Origin of the sequence: Citreicella sp. C3M06, assembly GCF_018860705.1 — a bacterium.
GTDB lineage: Bacteria > Pseudomonadota > Alphaproteobacteria > Rhodobacterales > Rhodobacteraceae > Salipiger.
The window spans coordinates 38,272-64,514 of sequence record NZ_JAHKQA010000030.1 but is presented as its reverse complement, the minus strand read 5'-3'; the positions used below and the strand labels follow the sequence as shown (position 1 = coordinate 64,514).

The window sequence follows — 26,243 nt, the reverse complement described above, 5'->3', positions numbered from 1 at the left end:
GCCGCAGCCTAGCGATACAGCCGCGCCTCAAGGCGCGGCACCTCGTCCCGCAGCAATTGCGCGACCTCGGCGGCGCGGGGCTCGATCCGGGCGGGCACCCCGGCCAGCATGATCGCCCCGCGCACCATGCCCTGCCGGTCGTGGAACGGCAGGCCCAGTCCCCAGCTTTCGGGATAGACCAGACCGGGGTTCAGCGCATAGCCACGCACCCGCGTCTGCGCCACCATCTCGCGCAGCAGTGCCGGGGTCAGGCGCGGGTGATCGCGTGCCAGCTCGGCGCTGTTGCTGTCGAGGATCCAGTCGATCTCGTCGTCAGGGCAGGCGGAGAGGATGGCAAGGCTGCCGCCGCCCACCCCCAGCGGATAGCGCCCGCCGACCTGAGCAGTATGGGTGCGCACCGGATAGCTGCCCTCTTCGCGGGCGATGCAAACCGCGTGGGTGCCCGAGCGCACCAGAAACAGCGCGATATCCCCGGATTGCGCACTGATCCGCGCCAGCGTCGCCGCAGCCACCGTTTCCATGCCAAAGCGCCCCTGCGCGGCAAGGCCCATCAGCCATGCTTCGCGCCCGAGATGATAGAGATCGGTGTCCGCATCCTGTTCGACCAGCCCTTCGCCGACCAGCGCACCCAGCATCCGGTGCACCGTGGTGCGCGCCAGCCCTGTGCGTTTGCACAGCTCTGACAGGCGGATGCCGCTCTGCGCATTGGCGGCAACAAGGCGCAGGATCGCGACGGCGCGGTGAAGGCTCTGCGCCCCCGAGGTGGGTTCTGGCTTGGTCATGCGATGCGGGCCTGGCTGCGGTGGCTGGCGCACAGACTAGCCCCGCGCGGGGCAGGGGGGCAAGGCGCGCCTGCCCCCCCTCTGTCATTGCATCCAGTTCGGCAGGTATTGCGTCAGCCCGGGCCATGCGCCGACCACCGCGATGCCGATGATCGCCGTCAGCAGGAACGGCAGCGCCGCGCCAGCGATGCGTTCCAGCGTCAGGCCGGTGATGTTGGCCGCAACGAACAGGTTGATACCGACCGGCGGAGTGAACAGCCCGATGGCAAGGGTGATCGACAGGAAGATGCCGAACCACACCGGATCCCAGCCCATTTCATGCACCACCGGCAGGAAGATCGGCAGGCAGATGAACATGATGGTGATCGCATCCATGAACATGCCCGCCACCAGCAGCACCAGCGCCATCACCATAAGGACAAGGAACGGCGCGTGGCTGAAGCTTAGCAGCGCCTCGGAATATTTTCCGACCACGTCATCGACCGTGACCACCCAGCCAAAGAGGCTGGCGAAGGTCACCACCATCATCACCACGGCCGAGGCCCGCGCCGCATCCTGCACCGCGATCATCAGGCTGCTCAGGGTCAGCGTGCGATAGGCAAAGCCAAGCACAATGGCATAGACCGCCGCGACCACCGCGGCTTCGGTCGGGGTGAAAATGCCGACATAGATGCCGCCAAGGATCACCACCGGGGTCAGCAGGCCCCAGAAGGCATCGCGGAAACTCTGCCAGAGCTGCGCGATCCACGGGGCATCGCTCAGCGCCAGTTCGCGGGCGTTGCGGGCGGCAAGGCGGCCCTGCGCCTCGGGGGCGCCGCGGCGGGCAAAGGGCAGGGTGGCCAGCATCATGACGCCCATCACCAGCCCCGGCAGGATCGCCGCGATGAACAGCTTGCCGATCGACACCTCGGCGATGACGCCGTAAACGACCAGACCGATCGACGGCGGAATGACGATGCTGAGCGCCGCGCCGGTGCAGACAAGCGCGGCGGCATAGGCGCGCGAATAGCCGTCTTCGACCATGCCGCGCATGATCATCGGCCCGATGGCCGCGACCGAGGCCGGACCCGACCCCGACACCGCGCCCCAGAACAGCGACACCACGACGCCCACAACCCCCATGCCTCCCGGCAGCGAACCGATGAGGATGCGGAAGAACCGCACCATGCGGTCGGCCAGCCCGGCGGTGCCCATCAGCATCCCCGCAAGGATGAAGAACGGGATCGCCAGCAGCGAGAACTTGGTGATCCCCGACGAGATCAGATCGCCCACCATGTCGAGCCCGAAGCCCATCTGCCACATGGCGTACATGGCCGAAATCCCCAGCGAAAAGGCGACCGGCACCCGGATCAACAGCAGCGTCGCGAACAGGATCAGCATCTGCGTGCCGGCACTGACATCCTCAAACATCGGCATAGCTCCGAGGCTCCTCGATTGGCGCGGCAGGCCGCCCGGCATGAGTGTCGCGCCAATCGGCAACGGCGAATTGCACGGTGCGGATGGCGATCAGCACAAAGGCCAGCGGCAGCGCGGCGGAATAATACCACGCGGGCAGCCCCAGCCCCGGCGTGGTCACGCCCGAGGCCAGCTGGTTGCGCAACAGATCAAGGCAGTACCATGCCGCAAGCGCCAGCAGCACGGTGCTGATGGCGGCGGCAACGATCTTGAACCCGCTCTCGACCCGCGTGCCGAACAGCCCGGCGAAATAGGTCACCGCAAGATGCTGGCCCTCGCGCGCGGCGAGGCTGGCGCCGAACACCGTGATCAGCAGGAACCCGGTCAGCAACAGTTCTTGCGTCGCGGCAAAGGAATAGCTGGTGAGGTAGCGCACCACCACGTTGGCAAACCCCAGCAACGTCATGCCAAGGAACAGCAGCGCGCAGACCCAGCCTTCGAAATTGTCGATCAGGCGTTTCATCTTGTCCTCCCGAATGCGAATGCGTTGCGGGCGCCCGCAAAGAGCGCCCGCAACGGGGGAGTTACTGGGTGGCCGACGCGCCGGCAATCGTGTCCTGGAAGAGGCTCACCAGATCGTCGCCGACCTTTGCCGCCCACGTGTCGAAGGGCGCCTTGGTCGCCGCGCGGAAGGCGGCGAGGTCTGCGTCGGTGGGGGTGTAGACCTCCATGCCCTCGGCCTTCAGGGTTTCAAGCCCGTCGGCGGTAGCCTCGCGGGTGATCTCTCGCTGGTAGGCCATCGCTTCCTCGGCCGCCCCCGAGATCATCGCGCGGGTCTCATCGTCCCAGCTTTCCCAGTTCTTCTCCGAGGTGGCGATGAAGATCGGATCATAGCTGTAGTGCCACGGCGTGATGTACTTTTGCACCTCGTAGACGCGCTGCGGGATGATCACCGCGCCGATGGGGTTTTCCTGCCCGTCGACCACGCCCTGTTGCAGCGCGGAAAAGGTCTCGGTCCATTGCATCTGCTGTGGGTTGGCACCAAGCGCGTTCATCACGTCGATGTACATCGGCCCGGCGACGCGCATCTTGAGCCCCTTGAGATCATCGGGCGTCTTGATCGGATGCTTGTTGTTGGTCACCTCGCGAAAGCCGTTTTCGCCCCATGCCAGCAGGTGCAGGCCGTGCTCTGCAAGGATCTCGGCCATCTTCTCGCCGGGGGCGCCGCCGGTGGTGGCATCGACCTGATCGTAGTTGGCGTAAAGATAGGGCAGCGAGAACACCGCCATCTCGGGCACCAGCGGCGTGACGTTGATCGCCGATGTCACCACGAAGTCGATCGAGCCGCGCCCGACCATCTCGGCCTGTTTCATCTGGTCGCCGCCGGTCAGCTGGGCGTTGGGAAACACCCGGATCGAGGTCTCGCCGCCGCTGCCCTCTTCGACCAGTTCGGCGAACCTGTCAGCGCCTTTTTGCCATGTCGTCTGGTCGCCGGTGTTGTGCGACAGGCGCAGCGTATCGGCCTGCGCGGCGCTGATGGTGAATGCCAGCGCGCCTGCAAACGCGGCGGCCATGCGCAAATGGGTCATGACGTCTCCTCCCTCGGAAAAAAAATCTTGGCTGTCCTCCAACAGCGCCAGCGGAGTGTGTCCATAAAGTGGACTTTGGTTCAAGGTCAATTGGTCAAGATTCTTTGCCGGATTTCTGGAAACCTAGCTTTTGTCCCGTAAAATATGGGGAAGAAAAATCTATTGACGGGGTATGTCACCGTAACCCATCATATCAGTCATCCACTATGTGGACACGCTCGACGGAGGCGGACCCGGTAGTCACGGGTTCGAGAGCAAGCTACGACAGGGAGAGGTCGCAATCATGAGGCAGCCACGCACGCGGCTTCCCGAGGGCGCCGGGCAGATCGCCGGGGCGCAAAGCGTGACCCGTGCGCTCCGCCTGTTGCCGCTGGTTGGCCGCGACCCGGTGCAGGGCGTCTCGCTGGGGCAGGTTGTCGAGGAAACCGGGCTGAGCCGCCCGACGGCGCGCCGCCTGCTGCTGTCGCTGATGCACTCGGGCATGGTCGAACAGGACCCTCGCACCAAATGTTACCTGCTGGGCGAGGAAGCCTATGTGCTGGGCACGCTTGCGGCGCAACGCTTCGGCGTGCTCGACGTGGCGCATGAGGCGGTCGGGCGGCTGGCGAAGGACAGCGGAGACACCGCCTTTCTGTCGGTGCGGCGCGATGCGTTTTCGCTTTGCGTGCACAAGGAAGAGGGCGCGTTTCCGATCCGGGTGCAGGCGCTTCAGGTCGGGTTTCGCCACCCGCTCGGGGTTGGTGCGGGATCGCTTTCGATGCTCGCTGCGCTCGAGGATGACGAGGTCGATGAGATCCTGTCGCAGAACGCCCGTCTGCTGCGCGAAGATTATCCGCGGGTCAGCGAGCCGGGCCTGCGCGCCGCCATCGCACAAACGCGCAGCCGGGGCTGGTCGCTCAATCCGGGCATGGTGCTGACCAACAGCTGGGCCATCGGCTGCGCATTGCGCCACCCCGACGGGCGGGTTGCGGGGGCGCTCAGCGTCGCCGCCATCGACAGCCGCATGGACTCCGACCGCCAGCTGCACCTTGCCGCCATGATCCAGAGCGCGGCGCAAGACGTCGAAGCCCGTCTTGCCCGTCAATACGCACGCAACCGGCCCCGTGCGCGGGCCGCCAACTGACCTTCTCAGGGAGACTATGACATGACCATCGCACAGATCGCCGGCTGGGCGCACACCCGGTTCGGCAAATCCGACTCTCCTGACACTGAGGCTCTGATGGCAGAAGTCGTCGTGCCCGCACTCGATCACGCAGGGATCACCGCCGCCGAGGTCGACGGTATCTTTGTCGGCTGCATGAACAACGGCTTTTCCAAGCAGGATTTCATCGGCGCGCTGCCCGGCATGGTGGCCGAGGAACTTGCGACCAAGCCCGCCGTGCGGCTGGAAAATGCCTGCGCGACCGGGTCGGCGGCGCTGTATGCCGCACTTGATTTCATCGAGGCGGGGCGCGGCAAGGTGGCACTGGTGGTTGGGGTCGAAAAGATGACCGCGCTGCCCACCGCCGAGGTCGGCGATATTCTTCTGGGTGCATCCTATCGCAAGGAAGAGGCAGACGTAGCGGGCGGCTTTGCGGGCCTGTTCGGGCGCATCGCGCAGGGCTATTTCCAGAAATATGGCGATCAGTCCGAAGCGCTGGCGATGATCGCCGCCAAGAACCACGCCAACGGCGTGTCCAACCCCTATGCGCATATGCAAAAGGCGTTCAGTGTCGAGCAGTGCAACACCATCAGCGATCGCAACCCCTATGTGGCGCAGCCGCTGCGGCGCACCGATTGTTCGCTGATCTCGGACGGTGCTGCGGCAATGGTGGTGGTGCACCCGGATGTGGCCGCCGATCTGGCGCGCGCCATCGGCTTTCGCGCCCGCACCCATACCAACGACATCCTTGCGCTGTCGCGGCGCGAGCCCTCGGCATTTGACGGTGCGCGCCGGGCCTGGGCCGGATCGCTTGAGACGGCGGGGCTGACGCTGGATGATCTTGACCTTGTGGAAACCCATGATTGTTTCACCGTGGCCGAGTTGATCGAATACGAGTCGATGGGCCTTGCCGCCCCGGGCAAGGGGGCCAACGTCATTCGCGATGGCATCACCGCCAAGGATGGCAAGCTGCCGGTGAACCTGTCGGGCGGGCTGAAATCCAAGGGCCACCCCATTGGTGCGACCGGCGTGTCGATGCATGTCATGGCGGCGATGCAGTTGGCAGGCGAGGCCCCCGAGGGCATGCAGAAACACGGTGCGCAGATGGCGGGCGTGTTCAACATGGGCGGCGCGGCGGTGGCCAACTACTGCTCGATCCTGGAGCGGGTGAAATGAACGACATGCCGGTCTCGCCGCGCAAGGCGGACCCGGTCGGCGGCCTTGCGCCGCAGACCACGCGGGTTGCCAACCTTGCACATTTCCTGACCCGCAACGCACGCCGCCTGCCGGACCGCCCGGCGCTGATCTGGCAGGATCGCCGCTGGAGCTGGGCCGAAACCGACGCCCGTGTCTCGGCGCTGGCCGCCGCGATGCAGGATCGCTACGGCATCTCCAAGGGCAGCCGCGTGCTGGTACAATCGCAGAACTGCCACCAGATGTTCGAAACGATGTTCGCCTGTTTTCGCCTTGGTGCGGTCTGGGTGCCGACCAACTTCCGGCAAAGCCCGGACGAGGTGGCATATCTGGCGCAAAGCTCTGGCGCATCGCTGATGATTGCGGGGGCGGAGTTTCCTGATCACGTTGCGGCCTGCGCGAGCGTTGTCCATCACGCCAGCATCGGTGGCAGCGGGGATGATGACATCGACACGCTGATCGAGTCCTATCACGGGACGCCCATGCCCAACGCGCCGGTCGATCGTGACGATCCCTGCTGGTTCTTCTTTACCTCGGGCACCACCGGGAGGCCCAAGGCCGCGGTGCTGACCCATGGCCAGATGTCTTATGTGATCCTGAGCCATCTCAACGATCTGATGCCCGGCTCTGGGTCAACAGATGTCTCGCTGGTGGTGGCGCCTCTGTCGCATGGCGCGGGCATCCACCAGCTGGTCAAGGCGGCTGCCGGGGGCGCGACGCTGCTGATGCCGCCGGGGCGCTTTGACGTTGCCGAGGCTTGGCGGCTGGTGGCCGAGCACCGCGTCACCGATATTTTCACCGTGCCCACCATCGTCAAGATGCTGGTCGAGGATCCGGCGGTCGATTGCTATGACCGCAGCAGCCTGCGCCAAGTCATCTATGCCGGTGCGCCGATGTACCGTGCCGATCAGAAATATGCGCTGGAAAGGTTGGGGCCGGTGCTGACGCAGTATTTCGGCCTTGGCGAGGTGACGGGCAACATCACCGTGCTGCCGCCTTGCGATCATCACCTTGATGATGTGGTGATGCGCCTTGGCAGCTGCGGCTATGAGCGCACGGGCATGCAGGTGTCGATCCAGAACGACGCCGGGCAAGAGATGGCCCCGTTCGAAACCGGAGAGATCTGCGTCTGCGGCCCGGCGGTTTTTGCCGGCTATTACAACAACCCCGAAGCCAACGCCAAAAGCTTTCGCGATGGTTTCTTTCGCACCGGCGATCTGGGCCATCTCGACGACGAGGGCTATCTGTACATCACCGGGCGCAGCTCTGACATGTACATCTCTGGCGGCTCGAACGTCTATCCGCGCGAGATCGAGGAAAAGCTTCTGACCCATCCGGCGCTGAGCGAGGTGGCGGTGCTGGGCATCCCCGATCCAAAATGGGGCGAGGTTGGCGTGGCGGTCTGCGTGGCGCGCAGCGGCGCGAGCGTTGGCGAAGCCGATGTGGTTGGGCATCTCAAAGGCAAGGTCAGCGGCTACAAACTCCCCCGGCAGGTGTTCTTTTTCGACGAAATGCCCAAGACCAGCTACGGCAAGATCACCAAGAAGCTGATCCTCGAAACGCTGGTGGAACGCGGGCTGGTGCTCGGGGCGGCCTCATGACAGCGCTGGCTCGCAAGGTTGCGGCGATCAACCCGCCGCTGCGCCATCCTGGCCCGGACATCCAACCGCGCGTCAGCGCCGTGGCAACGCGGCTGGTACCGGTGCGCATTCCGCTCGACGGCACGCAGCCGGTCGAGGCGGCGATCTGTGCCGCCTTCGCCGGGCGCTCGGGCTTTGTCGAACTGGCGGAGCTGCGCTGCGAGACGCTGGATTACGTGGTGCCCGCACCGTCCGAACGAGCCGACCGGCTGGCATGGTATTCCGCGCCGCAGCGTCCTAGCGGTGCGGCACGGATCCCGCAGGGCTATGCCTCGGTCGGGGTGCATCGGGGGCGCGGCATGATCCATTGCCACGGCATCTGGGAGCTCGCGAATGGCCACAAGGCGCTTGGACATTTGCTGGGTATGGACACCCTGCCAGAGGCCGGGCAGGTGCTGAGTGGCTTTGCCTTTGCCAGCGCCGCGTTTGATCGCCTGCCCGACCTCGAGACCAATTTCGAGCTGTTCACCGCCCGCGGACAGGACATGGACGCGCCGCAGGCGGTCTGCCTGACCCTGCGCCCGAACGAAGACATCCCCACCGCATGCATGACGCTCTGCGCCCGGCTGGGTTGGCAAAGCGCGCGGGTGATCGGGCTGGGCAGCCTCAATGGTGCGGGCTTCGCCGATGGCGGTATCATGCGCGACCATATCAGCGAATTTCTCGTGCAGCGCGGGGCTGCCGGGCCAGACCATGCCGAGATCGCCGTGACGGTTGTCGACAGCGCCGGGGATGTCTTTGGCGGCACGCTGGTCACAGGGCAGGGTTGCGTCTCGGTCACCGCTGAAATTGTGCTGCTGGGCGAAAGCTGACCGGAACCGCAAGCAGGCGGTCTTCCGCATGAGCGCCTACAGCCCCTTTCGGGATCACACCCGGCGCTCTGGGCATCGGCCTAGCGGTAAGCCTTTGGGGTCAGCGCGGCTTGTTATCGCTACAGCCCCCTGCTGAGCGACGAGAAGGAGCAGATAGCCGATCTGCTTGTTGGGTTACCCGAGGCCCGGAAGACTTGGGCTTTGGGCTGTGCTTCCTGCATGTGCGCAATGTCAAAGTCCATATTTGGAATCACAAAAGGGTTTACCGGATCGACTGTGAACTTGAGCGGAACTTGCGCCCCTCTCGGGACATCCCTGCGGGATACCCTGCCGGGTGACAAACAAACCCCGAAAACGGTTAAAACGCGACAAACCCGATGCGCTGGCGATGCCAGAGGCACCGAACATGGCCTGGTCGATCATTGCCCCGGGCAGGCGATGCAAAGCATCGCTGAGAAGGGGTGGCATGGCCGATCGTCTTGGGGACGGTCGCGCATTCCGGCTCTTGCACGTTCCGGACGACTTCAACCGCGAAGGTCTGGGTGTCGAAGTGGATTCTCCCTTGTCCGCCGAAAGGGGTATCCGGAGCCTCATGCCGCCGGTGCTACAGAGTACAGACGCAGGCCATCCGTCTTCGACATCGCCGGCGGACGGCTTGTGGGCGTTGCACTGTCTTGTGACATATATTACATAAGACAGATTAATAGATCTTTATTCGTCAGCGCCAAGCTAGAATGTCCCACATGAGCAAAGCTGAAGTGTCGTACTGTCCTGAATGGGCAGGATTGGGGTGCGGCCGTGGGAATGGTGGTTATGAGCGAGCGCGAGCTGAACCGGATCGAAATCCCAAGTGATGTGGCACGTGGCCGGATGTCTGCGGTGGCGACAGCTTCGGTCATGCGCCTGAGCCCACGGCAGATTCTCCGGCTTGTGAAGACGTTTCAGGCCGATGGTCCGGCGGCGATCCCGCACAAGGCCCGCAGACGGACGTCCAACAACCGGATCGATCCCGCGGTACCTGAGTTTGCGCTGACGCTGATCCGTGAGCGCTACGCCGTCTTTGGGCGCAGGTTCGCAGCCGAGAAGCTGGCGGAAAACCACAGCCTGAGGGCGTCGCGAAAGAGTTTGTGCAAATGGATGCAGGAGGCCGGCATCTGGCTGTCGTGCAAGCAGCGCAGAACGTTTCACCATGCGGGATCAGCGCGACAGTCTCCTTGATGAAGCCGGGCGGCGGAAGCTGACGATCCGCGAGGCGCTGATCATGCTGTGTGAACGCGAGATCGCTCGCGAGGATCAACGGCGGATCGAGATGAGCTTCGGCCTTGCCCGTTTCCCGTTCCACCGCGACCTTACCGGGTACGATTCTGCCGCGCAGCCCTCCATCGACCTCGGCCAGATCCGGAACCTCGCTACCGGACGTTTCATTGCCAATGGCGAGGCCGTGCTGCTCCTGGGGCCTCCGCCGTGGGCAAGACGCATCTTGCCGTTGCCATCGGCCTTGCGGCGCTCGCTCTCGATGGCAAACGAGGTCTGGCAGATTGGCTTCACGAGAAAATCCGTGAGGAGAAGGACCATGAGCGACTATGCCGGATTGGACCTCTCGCTACAGGAGATATCTGCGTCATTGATGGAACGGGGACAACTGTGGCAGGTGGCGTTTCGCCAGCCAACCCAGAGGGCGGGGCGGGCTGGTTTCGCACGAGGTCGCTGTCGCCAGAGGTGATCGTGCATGAAAGGTGCCAACTATCGATCTGGCTCCAGCGCCGTCTGGATCGGCTGGGACGTTCTGCCAATCGCATCGATGCTCGCAAGACGCACATGAGCCTGCCGGCTCGCCCCAACAAATCCGATGCTACTGACGCGGAAGAGTTTGCGCAATTGGCGCGCATAGGCTGGTTCCCCCCTTGTCCGCGTTCAGAGCGAGGACTCGGATCAGCTGCCTTGTCAGTGCGCGGGCGCATTTAATCAACCTGCACAAAGATCTCGAGGGCCATATCCGGGGGATTCTCAAGACCTTCGGCATCCGTTTGACGGGTATCGGGAAAGGCGGACACCGGCAGGTCTTTTGAAACCAAATCGCTGTTGCAGGGGAGCGCGATGCAGTGCTGCGCAGCATCGCGGATGGGTTCATTGCCGCCCATTCCACGCTGTGTCCAAGCGGCTGCAGATCTTGATCGTGCCGTGAAGGAGAAAGCAGGGACGCATCCTGTCGCCCGTCGATTGATGACCGTTGCTGGCGTCGGTCCCGTCGTGGCTCTGAATTTTCTCGCGCTGGTCGATGACCTTTCGCGGTTTCGGCGAACCGAGAACGTTGGGGCCTTTCTGGACCTCACGCCACGAAGTCTGGAGCGGTGGATTGCTCCGCCCGCATCTCGAGATGCGGCGATGGAACCACGCGGAGCCCACCGTTCGAGGTGGCGACAACCTTGATCGGTCGGGGCAGAAGTTCTCGGCATTGAAAACGCTGGGCGGTTCGACTTGGACAGGATGGTTCAGGCCGATTTTTTAGGTTCGGCGCCAGACATCCGTTTCCGCAGGACGCGGGCCGGCGTGCCTCCGGCGATCACGCCTTCGGGCATCGGCCCGGTGACCACCGATCCCGCCGCAACCGCAGTTCCGCTGCCGATGGTGACGCCATCCATCAGCACGGAATGCGTGCCGATCCAGATATTGTCTTCGAGCCTGACGCCGCGCGCGCGATCCTCGCGCAGCGAACGGTTGATGGTCTTTTCGAACTGGTCGAGATCGTAATTCCCGCCCCCGACGACATATGTGTAGGCGCTGATCAGATTGTCGGCGCCGATGCGAACCTTGCTGCACGAGAAGATTTCGGCATTGAAACCGATGTTGGCGCGCTCACCGATCTCGATGTCGCCATCCTTGCAGCTGAGGATCGAATTGCGCCCGACGAAGCAATCGCTGGCAATGGAAATTCCGCTGTTCGACGCGCCTTTGGCGTCAAGCATCACGTTGTCATCGATGATGACGCGATCGCCAAGCTTGATCTTGTGCGGATGACGCAGGGTGATGTTGCGCCCGAAGACCACGCCACTGCCGCAGGCACCAAGCAGCACCGGATACAGCTTTCCCCGAAGGAACAGGCCAAGCGCGCCGGGGATGGCGCTGACGAACAAGACGATCAGCTCGTATTTCACAAGGGCCCAGAGATCGCGGGATCCGACGACCATGTCCTGATATTTCTGCATCGAGGTGGTCTTGCGACCGGCAACTTCGTCCTGAACCTTGTAGGAAATCTCACCCATCGTTGGCCCCCCTGTCCTCAGTCTATTGAAAGTTGGAATTGATCGGCTGTCAAACCTCGCGCAGCCGGCCACGCCCGTCGAATACATAGAACACCGCCCCCAGCAGCGAGGTCACCAGCAACTGGGCCCGCAGCAACAAGGCCACCGCAAGGCCATGCTCGAGCTCGGTTCCGATCGGCAACAGCAGCACCGAAAATGCCCATTCCCAGACGCCGATGCCCCCCGGCGTGGTCGGCAGGGCCGCGATGACCAGAATGATCGGCGCCACCGCCCAAAGCGAAACGAGATCCAGATCAATCCCGAGAACCCGCGCCGTGATGAAGATATTTGCCACGGTCAGCAGGTGATACAGCATCGAATAGGCAAAGCTTTGCAACACGATCCCGGGCGCGCTCCAGAAGCTGGCCAAGGCGGTGCGCATCTCTTCGATGCGCTCGACAAGACGGGCGGTGCGCCGGTGTTTGCAGGCCTTTTCCTTCAGCGCTTCGGTCAGCCTGTCGGGCAACCAGATCATCGCCAACAGGAACAGGCAGCCACCGGCCATGATCGCGATAGACCCGGCCACCAGCAGATCGTCATGCAAGGACGGGGTGGCCGCAAATCCGATAACCGCCAGCGCCACGAGGGTCAGCAAGCCGGTCAGTCTTTCGAGAAAAACCGCAGCAAAGGATTCTGCCTGCGATCCGATCCGCCGCCCCACGAGATAAGACCGCGCCAGATCGCCGCCAACACTGCTTGGCAGGAAATTGTTGAAGAAATAGCCAATGGTATAATAGCGCATCAGGCTGGGCAGCCCGACGATACAGTCTCGGTAGCGCAGAAGCAGGCGCCACTTGAGACAGCTGGCCCAGACCAGTGGAATCGGGATTAACATCACCACCACGACGCCGGGCAGCGACAGTCCTGACAGCAGCGAAGTTGCGCCTTGCCAGACATCCTTCTGCGACAGCAGAAGATAGACCAGACCGATGCCAAGGATCAACTTGATCGCGAAAACCAGATTGGACCTGCTCATTCGGCGCACCTTTTCTGCGTTCGACCATGATCCGGCGCATATTGCCGACACCATGATGCTCCGACGACCATGACGGCGCGCAATTTGCGACGTCATGGCCCAAGGTTTCACGTAGCCCGCAGGGCGATACTGCGGGCTTTGGGGCTAGTGCCCGTTCCGGTGCAGACACACCACGGCGGCGGTCCTGATGATGATCGCAAGATCCATGCCAAAGCTCAGGTTCTTGACGTAATGCGCATCCAGCCCCATCCGCTCGTCATAGCCAAGATCATTGCGACCAGAGATCTGCCAAAGGCCGGTGATGCCGGGGCGCGCATCGATATAAGGATGAGACCAGCCATAATGTCTGGAAATCTCCTCGGATGTGACCGGGCGCGGCCCGACGACGCTCATGTGCCCCATCAACACGTTGAAGAACTGCGGAAGCTCATCGAGGCTGAGTTTCCGAAGGATGCTTCCCACGATCGGGATGATGCGCGGATCCTTCCGCAATTTCCGGGTCTCGTGGTATTCCTTCGCCGCGTTGGCGTCGGTTGCCAGCAACTCGGCGAGCCGAAGGTCGGCATCGACGACCATGGTGCGGAATTTCAGGCAGGGAAAAGATCTGCCATTCAGACCGATGCGCTGGTGAACAAAGAACACCGGCCCTTTCGATCCAACCTTGATCAGAAATGCGATCAGAAGCATCGGCACAAGCAGCGACAAAATCGCTAGTGCCGCAAAACCGATGTCGAAAATGCGTTTCGGCGTTCCCCCGACGGCCCGACGCATGGTGCCGGGCCAACCCCGGCGATGGACATTCGAGCGAACTACCGCTCGAGGCGCAATTGAGAAAAATGGCAGGACATCGACCGCAGGTTCCGCGCCACAGTCCGCAATCGTCCTTTCAGATATAGGGCTTTCAAATCTTTGCTCCGACATTACACACTACCCACTCACAACAAACGGCGCGCACAAATCAACAAAAGCGCGTCGCCAACACTTAGAAGACACAACAAATAATAGCAAAAATCTATGCTATAAATTTTGGAAACTCAACCCCGACCTGCCCCGATCTGCGCGGTCCGCGCCGGGCGCAGCCCCTTACAGGAGAGCCATAAATGCGGCCAATCTCCCATGCCGTGTGGGCTGGGTTGAGCCACGCACGGCGGCCCCAGGTGGCATGACGCAGAGCCTACAACTCTATACGGATTGAATTTTTCGGAAAACCCATCAGCGCCGGGCGTTTGCGGCACTGCAGTCTCATCGGCATGACCGTGCAAACTGCGCCGGGTCCAATACATATCGACTTCGAAATCTGTTGGCCCCGGCGCATGGGATCACCCACCATCAGGGAAACGCGAACCAGAAATCGATCCGCTCAGATTTCCAGCACAGACCCGTCGTTTCCGACGAAGTCGCCCGCACACCGCCGAGCGTGGGTCGACAGTTTCTTGCGCGGACGATTCGTCCTGTCACCGGGGCCGGGAAATCGGGCTTGGGCGATGTGCCTGAATGCTCGATCACTGAGTGATCGCCGGCGCGATGAACCGGCCATGTCGAGATCGCAAACACAAACCAGATGATTGCGTTCAAGCCCTCTGCGAGGACGGGAAACGGCGTTCTTCGGCGGGTTTTCGCCCCTCACGACGGCGTTAACGACGGGTTAACTACAATTGTGTATAAGTTCCAAATCCACGGTGGGGCTCTTGGGTGCGATCCAGAGTCGGTCGTTTATGTTGTGAGGGAAATCATGGTTCGGCGCTCATCCGACAACGCAAGATGCGCTACCTCCCAAGGTGGCACATCGCAATCATTGTTTGAGCCGCCGGATGTTCCTGTCGGATTATTCAGCGGTGAGCGCGGAAAATGTGATTCGGACGCGACGTTTCAACGCGGTTTGGCACCACGGACCGGCCACTCATCTTGTTTTGAACGCAGCGCGTCCATAGGAAGGACACATTGCGGATACGAGTCTCAAGGTGGATTTTCCACAGCTGCCCGCGGTGTTGAGTGTGACGGGGACGAAAGAATGAGACATTTATTTATCAGCTCGCCGATCATGGCACTCGTATTAAGTGTGTCTTTGCTTCAGCTTGGAGCAGGTTGGTGGGTGGCGACAAGCGCCTTTTTCCTGACAGCGCCCGTGCTGATCGCGCTTGCTTTGCTGCTGTGCAACACGATCCTGCCCTGCCATCCTCGCGACACGGACGACTGAATCCCCTCAGCGCTCAGGCGCGGCCCTGCCATCGACGACGCATCGACTGATGCCGATCAGACTGGCGGCAATAGACTATGACTGCGGGCTGACGACGGACCCTGCCGTCGCGATGCGAAACTGCGCGTGCTTCAGCGGACGGGCCAGCCTGTTTGCGCTTTTTCCAGAACCGGACCTGTGCAAGCCTGACTCTATTGACTGATCATATTGCAGGAGGCGGATTTTGGACACTGTCATTGCCCATCCGGGCGCCATGCGGCCCGACGATTCCCGACAGATCGCAGTCGATACACATGTTCACCTCTATCAATCTGCAGACCCTGGCCGTGCCTTGACGGCAGGGCGCGACAACCTGCTCACAGCAGCGCAACGTGCTGGGCATGGGTCCGCTCCATTGGTGATGATGCTGACCGAAACGGCGCGCGACAACGCTTTCGATGCGCTGGCCACGGGCCGCCTCGCGCCTAGCGGCTGGACCATTGACCGGATCGAAGACGATCCTGCCGCGCTACGGGCCCGTTGCGCAGCAGGTGGCGCGGGGCTGGTGCTGATCGCGGGTCGGCAGATCCAGACTTGCGAGGGGGTCGAGGTGCTTGCCTTGGCCAGCGCAGGGCACTTTGAAGACGGCCTGTCGATTCGCACCGTCCTTGCCGATCTGCAAGACAGACAGATCCCTGCGGTTCTGCCATGGGGCGTTGGGAAATGGCTTGGCAAGCGCGGCGCGCTGGTCGCCGAGCTGATCAGGGCCGATGCACCGGGCCTGATGCTGGGCGACAACGCCGGGCGTCCGTGGATCTGGCCCAGACCGGCGATTTTTGCCAAGGCGCTCCGGGACGGGGTGCCGATCCTACCCGGCTCTGATCCCCTGCCCTTGCCCGGCGCGGAGGCGGGACTCGGAGCCTTTGGCTGTCTGATCGACGCTCCGCTTGACGAGGCGCGCCCGGCGCATGCCCTGGGCGAGCATCTTTTCACCCTGCGCGGACAGCCCCGGCGCATCGGAGCGCGCCGAGGCTTCAGGGCAGTGATTGCGGAACAGATCGGATTGCGGCGCCGCAAAGCGCAGCCCAGCCCGGCGGGGACCGTTTCGTGAGGCGCGCCACGCTTGACGCCTTTCGCGACGAGCCCTTCGATGTTCTGGTGATCGGGGGGGGCATTTACGGCCTGATGGCGGCCCGGGATGCGGCGCTGCGCGGCCTGCGCACCGCCCTTGTCGAGCGCGACGATTTCGGCGGGGCGACTTCGCATAATTCGCTGAAACTCATGCATGGCGGCATTCGCTACGTGCAGCATCTCGACTTTGCGCGGCTGCGGGCCTCGGCGCGCGAACGCGCCTTCTGGCAGCGGGCAGCGGCGCCGATTTGCACGCCGCTGGAGTTCACCATCCCCTTGTTCGGGCACGGTATTCGCGGGCCAGAAGCCTTTGGTGCCGCAGCGGCGATCTACACGCTGGCATCTCGCGGATTGCGCGGCCCTCATTACAACGGTGCGCGTGCTGTCGGCGCAAAAGCCGCGCGGCAGCGTCTTGGCGGCTTTGCTCCCGAAGGGCTCAGCGGCGGCGGTGTCTGGCGGGACGGACAACTGTGTGACGTGAACCGGCTGCATATGGCCTGCTTGCGCGCGGCCATCGAGGCCGGGGCGCTGGCGGCAAACTACATGGACGCCAGCGCGTTGATCTCTGAAAATGGCCGGGTGACGGGCGCGCGGCTACGCGATCGCTTGACCGGGGCCGAAGGTCAGCTGCGCGCCCGCGTCACGCTGTCCTGTGCCGGGCAAGCTGCCGCCGCGCTTGCCAGGCCGCATCTGCGCGATCCGGCGGTGTTTCCGGGCTTTCTCAGGGCGACGAATCTGGTGGTCGACCGAGAGGTCGGAAGGCGCGGTTTCGCGGTGGTCAGCCGGTCGCAATCCGATGCAGTGGTGGATCGCGGCGGGCGGATGTATTTCCTTACGCCGTGGCAGGGCCGCACCATCATCGGCACGCATGAGAGCAGCCTCGACCACTCAGCCGACAGCGACGTCGATGATTTTCTGAACGAACTGGCGCTCGCCTGTCCGCAGCTTGGGCTTGGCCGCAAGGATGTGCTTTGGGTCCATCAAGGGGTGATCCCGGCGAATATCGATGACAGCCGCGGCGGGGGGAAACGTCACACCCGTGGCAGCCTGCTGGATCATTCGGCCCAAGGGCTGGGCGGGCTGATCAGCGTGGCGGGGGTGAAATACACCACCGCGCGGCTGATTGCCGAACGGGCGGTGGACGCGGCGCTGCTGCAACTTGGCACAGGCGCCCTGCCCTCGACCAGCTTCGACACGCCGCTACCGGTGGATGACAGCGTCGATCCTGATCCGCGCAGCAGCGATGCAGGGACTCTGGCGCAACGGTTGCGCCGCGCCGCAGATCAGGAAATGGCCACCTCGCTCAGCGATGTGACGGTGCGGCGCACGCTCTGGGCCGAAACCGGCCTGCTGAATGCGCCCAGTGTATCAGAGAAACTTGCCGCAGCGGCGGCCATGGCGAATTTGCCGGCTTAGCCCCCCTGCGGGGGCCAAGCCTGTTGCGCCTTACACCAGCACGAAATCATCCATCGAGATGTCGGAAAGCGTGATGCTGCGGATGTCTGCAAGGGTCTGGGTCACCTCCGTCGAGACCAGATCAAGATAGACCCCCGATCCGTATTGCGTCAGCACCACATGGCTGCTCGCCTCTGCCTCGCTCCAGCCATAGCCCGAGACGATGGCGCTCAGGTCGATGGTATCGCCTTCGCCCGAGCCGCCGCTGTAGTTGTCGATGCGATCGGTACTGCCATCGAGCGCGTCCATCGAGAACACGAACACATCCGCGCCCGATTGTCCGCGCAGCGTGTCACTTCCCGCGCCGCCATCAAGCACATCGTCGCCATTGTCGCCGCGCAGGAAATCATCGCCGTCGCCACCAAGCAGCGTGTCGTCGCCACCGTTGGCGATGATCCGGTCATTGCCGCCAAGCGACATGATCAACGTTCCGTCATTGCCGTCTCGCAGATCGTCATCGGCATCGGTGCCGACCAGCGCGCCGGGTGGCACCGACGGTTCGGTGGTGTCCATCGCAACAGCCGGGCCGGAGACGCTTGCGACATTGCCGCTGCCGTCGGTGGCCGTCACCTGAACCGTGAGCGTGCCATCGGCGAGGCTCGACAGATCCAGCGACAGGCTGCCGTTCGCGCCCAGCGGCGCGGCGGCGTTGTCGACCGATCCGCCCGCCTCGTCGCTGACGGTCACCACCGCCGTCGCATCGCTGTCCAGCCCCGAGACCACGAACTCCACCGACGCATCCTCGCCATAGGTGATCGCCGTGTCGGGGGCGCTGACGGCAAGATCGCCGTCTTCATCCGCCGAGGTGTCGGGCGCGGTGTCCAGCGTCAGGGTCGGGCCGCTGACGGTGCTGGCGTTGCCATTGCCGTCGGTCGCGGTGACCGAGCTGGTGACCGGCCCGTCAGGCAGGCTGGTCAGGTCGAACACCAGATCGCCATTCGCCAGCGCGGTTTGTGTCAGATCGGTGCCGTCGGCGCTGAGGGTGACAATCGCCGTGGCGTCGCTGTCGAGCCCCGAGAGTGTGACGACCACCGCCGAATTCTCGCTGGCGTCGATGTTGGTGTCGGGGGCGCTCAGACCCATGTTGCCGTCATCATCGCCGCTGTCCGGCGGGGGGCCGGACGAGGTGAGGACGATCTCCCCGGCGGCATACATCGCATCGAAGGTGAAATCGCCGCCATTGCGAATATAGGCCAGCGTGACCCAAGAGGAGCCGGTGCCGCTGGAGTCGACCTGCAACTCGCCCACGGTGCCGGCCTTCCAGACCTGGATATAACCGGAAAGCTCGGCATCGCTCAGCCCGTCGGGAATGATGTCGCGCAGTTCGATCACGTCGCCTTCGGCGCCAGTGAAATCCTTGATGTCGTCGATCGACCCGTCAAGGTCGGCAGCGGTGATCAGGAACAGATCGGCGCCTGCCTCGCCGGTCAGCGCATCGGCGCCAAGCCCGCCGACAAGGGTGTCGTCACCGGCCCCCGCCTTCATCGTGTCATTGCCGGCATCGCCGAGCAGCCAGTCATTGCCGTCCCGGCCCTTGATGTTGTCATTGCCCGCAAGACCGGCGATGACATCGTCGCTGCCGCCGCCGTTCAGGTTGTCATCGCCGCTGGTGCCGGTGATCGTCGGCTCTGGGACGCTCGGCGCTTCAGCGGTCGACAGCGTGACCGTCGGGCCAGAGACGCTGGCGCTGTTGCCCGCCTCATCCGCCGCGGTGACCGAAACAGTGAGCGCGCCGTCGGACAGGCTCGACAGGTCGAACACCACGTCACCGTCGCCGGAGAGCGGTGCGGCGCTGTTACTGACCGATCCGCCAAGGCTGTCGCTGACGGTCACGATGGCAGTGGCGTCATCGTCGATCCCGAAGACCGAGAACACCACCGCGCCCTCTTCGCCCAGCGTGATGCTGGTGTCGGGGGCGGTGATGGCAAGGTTGCCGTCGGCATCGGCGGTGGCGTCCAGCGTCTTGTCCAGCGTCATGGCCGGTCCCGCGACGCTGGCGACATTGCCGGTGGCATCGGTCGCGGTGACCGTAACCGTCAGCGCGCCATCCGCCAGCGCCGACAGGTCGAGCACCACGCTGCCATTGGTGCCAAGCGGTGCGGCGGCGTTGTCGACGGACCCGCCGGCGCCATCGCTGACGGTGACCACCGCCGTCGCATCGGCATCCAGCCCGGTGACGTTGAAGACCACAGCCTCGAATTCGCTTTCGCTGATCTCGGTGTCGGGCGCTGCGACTGCCAGATTGCCGTCTTCGTCCGCCGAGGTGTCGGAGGCGGCATCCAGCGTCATGGTCGGGCCGCTGACGGTGCTGGCGTTGCCGCCGCCGTCTGTCGCGGTGACCGAGGTGGTGACCGGCCCGTCGGGCAGCCCCGTCAGGGCGAACACATAATCGCCATCCGCCAGCGCCGTCTGGGTCAGCTCGCTGCCGCCAACCACCAGCGTCACGACCGCCGTTGCGTCGTCATCCAGCCCTGTCAGCGTGACGACAACCGCCGAGGCTTCGGAGGCGTCGATCACATCGTCCGGCACGCTCAGCGCCATGTTGCCATCGTCATCGCCGCTGTCGGGCGCAGGACCGGCCTCAAGGATAAGCGCCCCCGAGTTAAGCATCTCGTCCTTGGTCACCCCGTAGATATACAGGAATTTCTGCAGCCCGTCGGGCGTGTTGAGCGATACGCGCAGATCGGTCCCGGAATTCTCCTGCAGCTGCAACTGGGCCAGCAGTTCGGAGGCTGTCCAGCCATAGGCCACCCCGAAATCCGACAGGTCGAGCTTGTCACCCTCGGCAATCGAGAAATCGAAGATGGAATCGCGTGAGGAATCGAGATCTTCGGCACGATAGTAAAAGGTATCGGCCCCGCTGCCGCCGTATAGCTTGTCGAGCCCGGTGCCGCCGTAGATGCTGTCGTCGCCGCCGCGGCCATACAATACGTCGCGCCCGGCAAAGCCATAAATCGCTCGGCCTTCATCGACGTCATACAGCAGGTTGTCGCCGTCAGTGCCCAGCAGTTCCTCTTCACGGGTGAAGACTTGGGTGAATTGCGTCGTCGAAAGCGAGACATCGGCCGCCGCGACGCCTTGCACAAGCGCAAGCACAAAGGTTCCGGAGGGTGTGGTGATCGACACCTCGGCTCCGGCAGCCCCATCGGTGATCGCGACATTCGCGGCGATCTCGGCATCGCTCCAGCCGTAGGCGTCGATGATCGCGCCAAGGTCCAGCACATCGCCATCGGCGGCGGAATAGTCGAGGATGGTGTCGGTCGACCCGTCCAACGCATCGAGCCCGAAGGCATAGACATCCTTGCCAGAGCCGCCTTCAAGCGTGTCCGCCCCGGCGCGCCCTTCCAGATAATCGTCGCCACCGCCGCCCCGCAGGGTGTTGGCCGCTGCATTGCCGCCAAGCCGGTCGCCCGCCTCGCCGCCGGTGACATCGCTCGATGCGGGCAAGGCGTTGACCAGTTCGGGGAAGCCGCTGCCGTCCAGCCCGATTTCCGCCTGAAGCGTATCGTACAGCGCCTCGGCATAGGTCATGTAGGCGTATTCTGAGAAATGGATCAGATCGTAGGTCAGGTCGCCGATATCGGTGATCGGATTGTCGAACAGGACCAGCGTCGGATAGGTGCTCTGAAGCGAGGCAACCGTGTCCCGGATGCCCGCGACAAAGGTGCCATTGCCCGCATCCCCAACGACCGCGACGCCATCCACCATGGAATAGCCATCGTTGATGAATTCGTACCAATCCGGGTCGACGCCGCCGCGCGCCTTGGGCGGCAGGGTCGAGACCACGAAATACCGGTTCTCGTTTCCGGCAAAGGCATAGAATTGTTCAATCGCCGCAAGCGTGTCGTCAACGATCTGCGGCAGGTAATCCGACAGCAGGTAGGCTTCGCCGTTGTTGTGGTAATCGTTGGTGCCCGCAAGGAACACCGCGATGTCCGGGTTGTATTCCTCGAGCGCGTAGCTGAAATCCGACGTCCCGGAGGAATCGTCAACGATCGCCGAAAGATACTTGCCAGCGACGCCGTGGTGATCCGGGTCAAGCAAGCTGTCGGGGCCGTTCTGAAGCCCGCCGACGTAATCGACCCAGCCGCCGCCAGCGATCACCCGTTCGAACAGGTCAAGCCGGTAGCCATCCAGCACCGTGCGGTCTTCGGGCACCGGAAGGTTGGCGTTGACCATGCCTTCGGTCAGCGAATCCCCGATCGGCAGAAGCCGCAGCGCCCGCATCCACGTACCCGCCGCCATGTCGACGACAAGCGCTTCGGTCTGTCCGGCGAAAGACACCTCGGCCCCGGCGCTTTCGACGGCATAGGGAACATAGCTCACCGAAGACAGGTTGACCTGCGCCGTCGCATCTTCGTCGATGGGGCCATGCCAGTCTTCAAGTTGCTCGGCCCCGGTCCAGAGGCTGGAATAGATCCGCATGTCTTCGTCGGGCACCGCGATCGGAGCGGTGGCGCTGTCGATCTCGTAAAGCAACGTGCCATCGGCGTACCAGCGGATGCCGTCGGGCATCCATTCGATGCTGTAGGTGTGCATTGCGCTTGCCGCGTCGAACCCCAGCGCCACCTGAACGCTGCCAGAGGCACCCAGATTGCTGTCGCCGTGATAGTAGTTGATGTTCATCACGGTGGTGTCGTTGCCGAGAAATTCGATGTCGATCTCGTTATGCTCGTCCGCGCCGAAATACTCGCTGTTGAACAAGAAGAACGCCGACACCACGCCGGACACGTCCGACGCTTGCATCTGCACCTCGTAGGTGCCGTAGCTGAAGCTGTCGATGGACTGGATTTCAGCGCCGGTGAAAGGTTTGCCCGACAGATCGGTCCCGTCAAAGGTCAGCGCCACCTCGCCTGCGACTGGCGTCGTGACATAGATTTCGGACCACGCGGTCTGGTTCCAGCTTGCCTCGAGAGCAAAGTTGGAACTGTACCATCGCGACGTATCGTATGAATCGAATGTCTCGGAAAACGTCCTGAGTTCAGACATAATGACTTTTGCACCCCTTACCCGAATACCTGATAACCAACACTCTCGCCGCGCAGCTAAGCAGCGCGACACGCGACCCCTGAAAATAAACGTCCGAACACCGGGAGCAGGATCACGAAAATCCCACGTATAATACATGGGTCGGAGCGAATCTCGACCTGTTTTATCAAAATTTTAGCCATTTTGTACGGATTCTGACAGGTGCCGGCGAAGTTGGCGGCGCAATACCCGGCATTAACCATACTGCGCGCGCCATGACCTCAGCGCGTCCACTTTCCCGGATCGACAATCGCCCGCACGGCACGGCTTGCGTCATCCGGCGCGCCGTGGCCGGTGTTGCGCCAGTGCAGGATCCAGACCGGCCCGGCGCTTTGCGTGGTCAGCGATACGCCGGGCACATCGAAGGCCTGAAGCAGGGCGCCGATGCTGTTGTTCTTCGTCCACTGTTTCCACCATTCGCCAGACACAACGAACGCCCCGTCGGGATAGGCGCGCACCAAGGCCCGAAGCGACTCCGGATCGCTGATCAGGGGCCGCCCGGTGCGGGGGTCTCTGGCGAACTCGGTCTCGTTCATCTCGGGAAGCCAGTTGTTGCTGAACACCACGTCGAAACCGCCAAGGTAATACAGCGCCGACAGCTCGTTGTTGACGACGATCAGCGCGCCGTCCTCGACCAGCGCCTCCACCGTCGGTCGGGCGTCGCTCCAGTCCGCGACCCGTGTGAGCGGCACCGCCACCCGCCCCATCATCAGCTTCACCGACAAGGGCAGCGCATCCTGCGTCAGCACGGCAAAGCCCGCGGCCAACACCAGAATGCCCCGCATTGCCCGCCCATCCGAGAACGGCCGGGGCAGGCCAGACAGCGCCCGCCGTAGCATGTCCGCCAGTGCCGGGACAAGCACCAGAAGGCCCATCGCCCAGAGCGTGAACATGAAGGGGCTGATGTAATAGACATAGCGCTGATTCTGCACCCCGGCGAAGGAATGCACGATCAGCCCGACCACCACCAGCGTCACGCAAAAGCCCGCAGGGCGTGGAAAGGATCGCAAGGCCAGAATGGCCAGAAACGGCGTCAAGGACCAGATCGCCGGGTAGAACCGGCTGAAGACCCGATGATAGGCGGTGATATCCCTGCCCCAGGGCGAAATGGTGTATTTTTCCCAGATCGACGCCAGCATCCCGCTTGAAAATGCCACCGTGACCGCCGCCAGCAGCAGCCCTGTCAGAACGACAAGAATGGCGACCCGCTGCTTGTGCTGCAGGATCCTCGGCAATGCGACGAACCCCGCGATCCAGATCGCCAGCGCCAGAACGCCGACCAGCGTGCTGTCCTGAAACTGATTGGCAAACCACAGCGCCGCCAGTGCCAGCCCGATCAGCCCCAGCCGGGCCACTGTCTTCTGGCCGGGTTCGAACAGCTGATAAACCGCGATCGCCCCGATAAAGAACAGCATGCCGTGCAGGGTGTAAAAGCGAATGGTCTGCGACAGCTGGATGCCGCTGGGCCAGAACAGCAAGAACAGCGCGACGATCCAGCCGACCGCCGAACCGCCGACCCGCCGCGACCAGAGCGCCGCGCCAGCAGCGGTCAGCGCGCCGAACACCACGCTGGGCAGACGCGCCATGACGAGACTCGGCTCGCCGGCCAACGAGAACATCCAGCCGATCAGCGCGGTATAAAGCGGCGTGCGCTCATAGCTTCCCTGATACAGCCGCAGACTGCCATCCTCGAGCCAGCTCTGCGCCGCAAGAATATGATAAAGCTCGTCATATCCCGGTGCGGCCTGAAGGTGTCCAAGCCGGCCAAACACGGCGGCCAGTAGAACGAAGCCGGTAAAGAGCAGGGCCTCGTGTTCGGCCCTCAGAATTGTAACATGCCGTTCAGTTCGAAGCATCAAGCTCGCTCCCGGAACATCGATGTGGCGCATGGCAAGGCCGTCGCGCGGATCGCTCGCAACCCAGCCCAAACGCTATTGCAGACCAGACGTATACAGTGCGGAAATTGACGCCATGTAAATGTCAGTGTCTGACAAAGACCATCGCCATATTCGCGCCGATCGCGCCCTGTGTGGTGTCGTGTTGTTCCCCAACCATCTCGACGCGGCGCATCCAGATGTGAATTAGACTGATTGAAATCTCTTGAATCGAGTAAAGTTCCCCTGCGGAAACTGTTCAAGCTGCATATCCAAAAGACGGCACAACCACAGATGGACATCTGCAAGCAGAGATTTGATATTGCGCATCTTTTCCAATTCATCGGGCCGCTCGGATTTTTGCGAAACGGTCAAAGGCCAAGCAGTTCCCCAATTTCGGCGCATCGACTCCGTCATTGCCTTTCCTCTGCAAGACGCGGGGCGATGGTTTCATTCAGAAACGACGTCAGTTTGCGGGCGTAAGCGTCCGGGCTGAATTCGGCCGCCACGCGGCGGCGGGCCTGCTCGACCAGCCGGGCGCGGTGGTCTGCGTCGCTCAGCAGGGTCGCGATGCCCCGTGCCATGTCTTCGGGCGTCGGATCGACCAGCAGCGCGATCTCATCGTCAAGCACTTGCGTATGGGTCGGCAGGCGTGTCGCCAGCAACGGCCGCCCGCTGTCGAGATAGGAATACACCTTCATCGGCGTGTTGCGCCCCTGCGTGCGGGGGGACACCACGATGTCGGCCCGCGACAGATAATCGCCGATCCGCTCGACCGGGCGCGGCCCGAGAAAGCTGACCCTGTCGGCGGCGCCAACCTCATCCGCCAGCTTGCGCAAAGCGTCGATATGGGCCTGCACCCCGCCGATGATGACCAGACGCCCCGGCCCTTCGGACCGGGCAAACCCGCGGATCAACAAATCGACGCCCTGATAGCTTTCGAGGTTGCCGATATACATGATGACGGGCTCGTCAAAGCGGCAATCCTCGGGCGGCGCGCCCGCCTCGGCGATCAGCGTCACGTCTTCGAGCGTCTGCACCGGAAGGCCCGGCACATAGCCCTTTACGAGCTCTTCGAGCGCGCGGCAGCAGGTGATTGCCCCGACCGCGCCCCGCGCCGCCCGCGCTTCGGCGCGCGAGAGCAGCCTGTGCAGCCAGCCAGGCAAGGCGAACTTGTCGTTCAGTTGTTCGGGGATCGAGCTGTCGACGTCATAGATATACGGGACCCCGAAGACCGGTTTCAGGGCGAGCGCAAGAAAGGCGGCCTCTTCGACCGCGATGACCAGATCATATTTGCCCCGCCACAGCCGCCACGCTGCCATCGGCAGCATGATCACATCGCAGACGGATTTCTTCAGCGAGAAACCGGGCGGCACACTGCGCAGTCCGGGCAAGGCTGGCAACCGGTAAAGGCCCACACCGGGAATGCCGGGATCTTCGCCCTCGGCAAAGCAGATCGCGTCGATCTCGTGCCCCTGCCCGGCAAGAACCTGCATCAGGGCGCGCACCGCGATCGGTGTGCCGCGCGGCACGAAAAACGGTTGTGGGGCGAGAATCAAAATGCGCATAGAGGGCCATTTTCAGCGCGGAACGCACAAAATATCGGCAAAACTCGCCATCTTGGGCACGAACAACGAAGGTTGAGGCTCAATATGTCTCTCCGTACAGATGAGAGTGAACACAAGGTACATGGCATCATTGGCGCCCTGATCCGGTAGAAAGTCAACCTTAACGATTTCCTGCCAGAT

22 protein-coding genes and 1 pseudogene are annotated in these 26,243 nt (G+C 63.1%); 11 read left to right on the top strand and 12 right to left on the bottom strand.

The annotated features are described in order from the left end of the window. Positions 1–8 precede the first annotated feature (8 nt). From KO516_RS05905 to KO516_RS05890, 4 genes are all read right to left on the bottom strand, one after another. The gene (locus tag KO516_RS05905) at positions 9–782 is read right to left on the bottom strand and encodes an IclR family transcriptional regulator (RefSeq protein WP_216002866.1); all 774 of its coding nucleotides are present in this window, start codon (positions 780–782) and stop codon (positions 9–11) included. 84 nt (positions 783–866) lie between these two features. Next, positions 867–2,198: a TRAP transporter large permease gene (locus tag KO516_RS05900; RefSeq protein WP_252737429.1), complete on the bottom strand. Its 1,332-nt coding sequence runs from the start codon at positions 2,196–2,198 to the stop codon at positions 867–869. Further along, positions 2,185–2,700, bottom strand: a complete 516-nt coding sequence (locus KO516_RS05895; RefSeq protein ID WP_216002865.1) for a TRAP transporter small permease — start codon at positions 2,698–2,700, stop codon at positions 2,185–2,187. The genes KO516_RS05900 and KO516_RS05895 overlap by 14 nt, the downstream gene beginning before the upstream one ends. A gap of 61 nt (positions 2,701–2,761) precedes the next feature. After that, positions 2,762–3,766: a DctP family TRAP transporter solute-binding subunit gene (locus KO516_RS05890; protein ID WP_216002864.1), complete on the bottom strand. Its 1,005-nt coding sequence runs from the start codon at positions 3,764–3,766 to the stop codon at positions 2,762–2,764. A gap of 283 nt (positions 3,767–4,049) precedes the next feature. On the opposite strand from KO516_RS05890, the gene KO516_RS05885 reads away from it, so the two are divergent. The 7 genes and pseudogenes from KO516_RS05885 (at position 4,050) to KO516_RS24620 (ending at position 10,276) form a co-directional block, all read left to right on the top strand. Further along, complete coding sequence (locus tag KO516_RS05885) at positions 4,050–4,889, top strand: IclR family transcriptional regulator (RefSeq protein ID WP_216002863.1); 840 nt, start codon at positions 4,050–4,052, stop codon at positions 4,887–4,889. A 21-nt stretch (positions 4,890–4,910) separates the two neighbouring features. Beyond that, complete coding sequence (locus tag KO516_RS05880; protein ID WP_216002862.1) at positions 4,911–6,083, top strand: acetyl-CoA acetyltransferase; 1,173 nt, start codon at positions 4,911–4,913, stop codon at positions 6,081–6,083. Continuing rightward, complete coding sequence (locus tag KO516_RS05875) at positions 6,080–7,702, top strand: acyl-CoA synthetase (RefSeq protein ID WP_216002861.1); 1,623 nt, start codon at positions 6,080–6,082, stop codon at positions 7,700–7,702. The genes KO516_RS05880 and KO516_RS05875 overlap by 4 nt, the downstream gene beginning before the upstream one ends. After that, positions 7,699–8,553, top strand: coding sequence for a PCC domain-containing protein (locus KO516_RS05870; protein ID WP_216002860.1), 855 nt, complete (start codon positions 7,699–7,701; stop codon positions 8,551–8,553). Before KO516_RS05875 ends, KO516_RS05870 begins: the two co-directional genes overlap by 4 nt. Positions 8,554–8,643: 90 nt before the next feature. Beyond that, a pseudogene (locus tag KO516_RS05865) lies at positions 8,644–9,145 on the top strand (hypothetical protein); the annotation flags it as partial. A 221-nt stretch (positions 9,146–9,366) separates the two neighbouring features. Next, on the top strand, positions 9,367–9,771 hold the full coding sequence (locus KO516_RS05860; protein ID WP_216002859.1) for a helix-turn-helix domain-containing protein: 405 nt from the start codon (positions 9,367–9,369) through the stop codon (positions 9,769–9,771). Further along, a complete protein-coding gene (locus KO516_RS24620) occupies positions 9,743–10,276 on the top strand; it encodes an ATP-binding protein (protein WP_305833093.1) in 534 nt (177 codons plus the stop codon). Before KO516_RS05860 ends, KO516_RS24620 begins: the two co-directional genes overlap by 29 nt. Before the next feature lie 238 nt (positions 10,277–10,514). Here KO516_RS24620 and KO516_RS05850 read toward each other — a convergent pair whose 3' ends face one another. Next, a complete protein-coding gene (locus KO516_RS05850) occupies positions 10,515–10,694 on the bottom strand; it encodes a hypothetical protein (RefSeq protein WP_216002858.1) in 180 nt (59 codons plus the stop codon). Between KO516_RS05850 and KO516_RS24705 the strand changes: the two genes are divergently transcribed. Then, the gene (locus KO516_RS24705) at positions 10,651–10,983 is read left to right on the top strand and encodes a transposase (protein ID WP_371742036.1); all 333 of its coding nucleotides are present in this window, start codon (positions 10,651–10,653) and stop codon (positions 10,981–10,983) included. The two genes, KO516_RS05850 and KO516_RS24705, sit on opposite strands and share 44 nt — an antisense overlap. A 62-nt stretch (positions 10,984–11,045) precedes the next feature. On the opposite strand, the gene KO516_RS05840 is transcribed toward KO516_RS24705, so the two are convergent. From KO516_RS05840 to KO516_RS05830, 3 genes are all read right to left on the bottom strand, one after another. Beyond that, positions 11,046–11,816: an acyltransferase gene (locus KO516_RS05840; protein ID WP_216002856.1), complete on the bottom strand. Its 771-nt coding sequence runs from the start codon at positions 11,814–11,816 to the stop codon at positions 11,046–11,048. Positions 11,817–11,865: 49 nt separating this feature from the next. Further along, complete coding sequence (locus KO516_RS05835) at positions 11,866–12,831, bottom strand: lysylphosphatidylglycerol synthase transmembrane domain-containing protein (RefSeq protein ID WP_216002855.1); 966 nt, start codon at positions 12,829–12,831, stop codon at positions 11,866–11,868. A 144-nt stretch (positions 12,832–12,975) separates the two neighbouring features. Next, positions 12,976–13,602 (bottom strand): sugar transferase, encoded by a 627-nt coding sequence (locus KO516_RS05830; protein ID WP_252737428.1) that lies wholly within the window; start codon positions 13,600–13,602, stop codon positions 12,976–12,978. Positions 13,603–14,842: 1,240 nt separating this feature from the next. Here KO516_RS05830 and KO516_RS05825 point away from each other — a divergent pair. From KO516_RS05825 to KO516_RS05815, 3 genes are all read left to right on the top strand, one after another. Then, positions 14,843–15,028 carry a hypothetical protein gene (locus KO516_RS05825; RefSeq protein ID WP_216002854.1) on the top strand — a complete coding sequence of 62 codons (186 nt, stop codon included), beginning with the start codon at positions 14,843–14,845 and terminating at the stop codon, positions 15,026–15,028. A gap of 397 nt (positions 15,029–15,425) precedes the next feature. Beyond that, positions 15,426–16,118, top strand: coding sequence for a hypothetical protein (locus KO516_RS05820; RefSeq protein ID WP_216002853.1), 693 nt, complete (start codon positions 15,426–15,428; stop codon positions 16,116–16,118). Beyond that, complete coding sequence (locus KO516_RS05815; protein ID WP_216002852.1) at positions 16,115–17,554, top strand: FAD-dependent oxidoreductase; 1,440 nt, start codon at positions 16,115–16,117, stop codon at positions 17,552–17,554. The genes KO516_RS05820 and KO516_RS05815 overlap by 4 nt, the downstream gene beginning before the upstream one ends. Positions 17,555–17,584: 30 nt before the next feature. Here KO516_RS05815 and KO516_RS05810 read toward each other — a convergent pair whose 3' ends face one another. From KO516_RS05810 to KO516_RS05795, 4 genes are all read right to left on the bottom strand, one after another. Further along, positions 17,585–22,582: a family 16 glycosylhydrolase gene (locus KO516_RS05810; RefSeq protein WP_216002851.1), complete on the bottom strand. Its 4,998-nt coding sequence runs from the start codon at positions 22,580–22,582 to the stop codon at positions 17,585–17,587. A gap of 260 nt (positions 22,583–22,842) precedes the next feature. Then, positions 22,843–24,477 carry a hypothetical protein gene (locus KO516_RS05805; RefSeq protein ID WP_216002850.1) on the bottom strand — a complete coding sequence of 545 codons (1,635 nt, stop codon included), beginning with the start codon at positions 24,475–24,477 and terminating at the stop codon, positions 22,843–22,845. 225 nt (positions 24,478–24,702) lie between these two features. Beyond that, positions 24,703–24,912: a hypothetical protein gene (locus KO516_RS05800; protein WP_216002849.1), complete on the bottom strand. Its 210-nt coding sequence runs from the start codon at positions 24,910–24,912 to the stop codon at positions 24,703–24,705. After that, entirely contained in the window at positions 24,909–26,063 is a 1,155-nt protein-coding gene (locus tag KO516_RS05795) for a glycosyltransferase family 4 protein (protein WP_216002848.1), read from the bottom strand. Before KO516_RS05795 ends, KO516_RS05800 begins: the two co-directional genes overlap by 4 nt. Positions 26,064–26,243 lie beyond the last annotated feature (180 nt).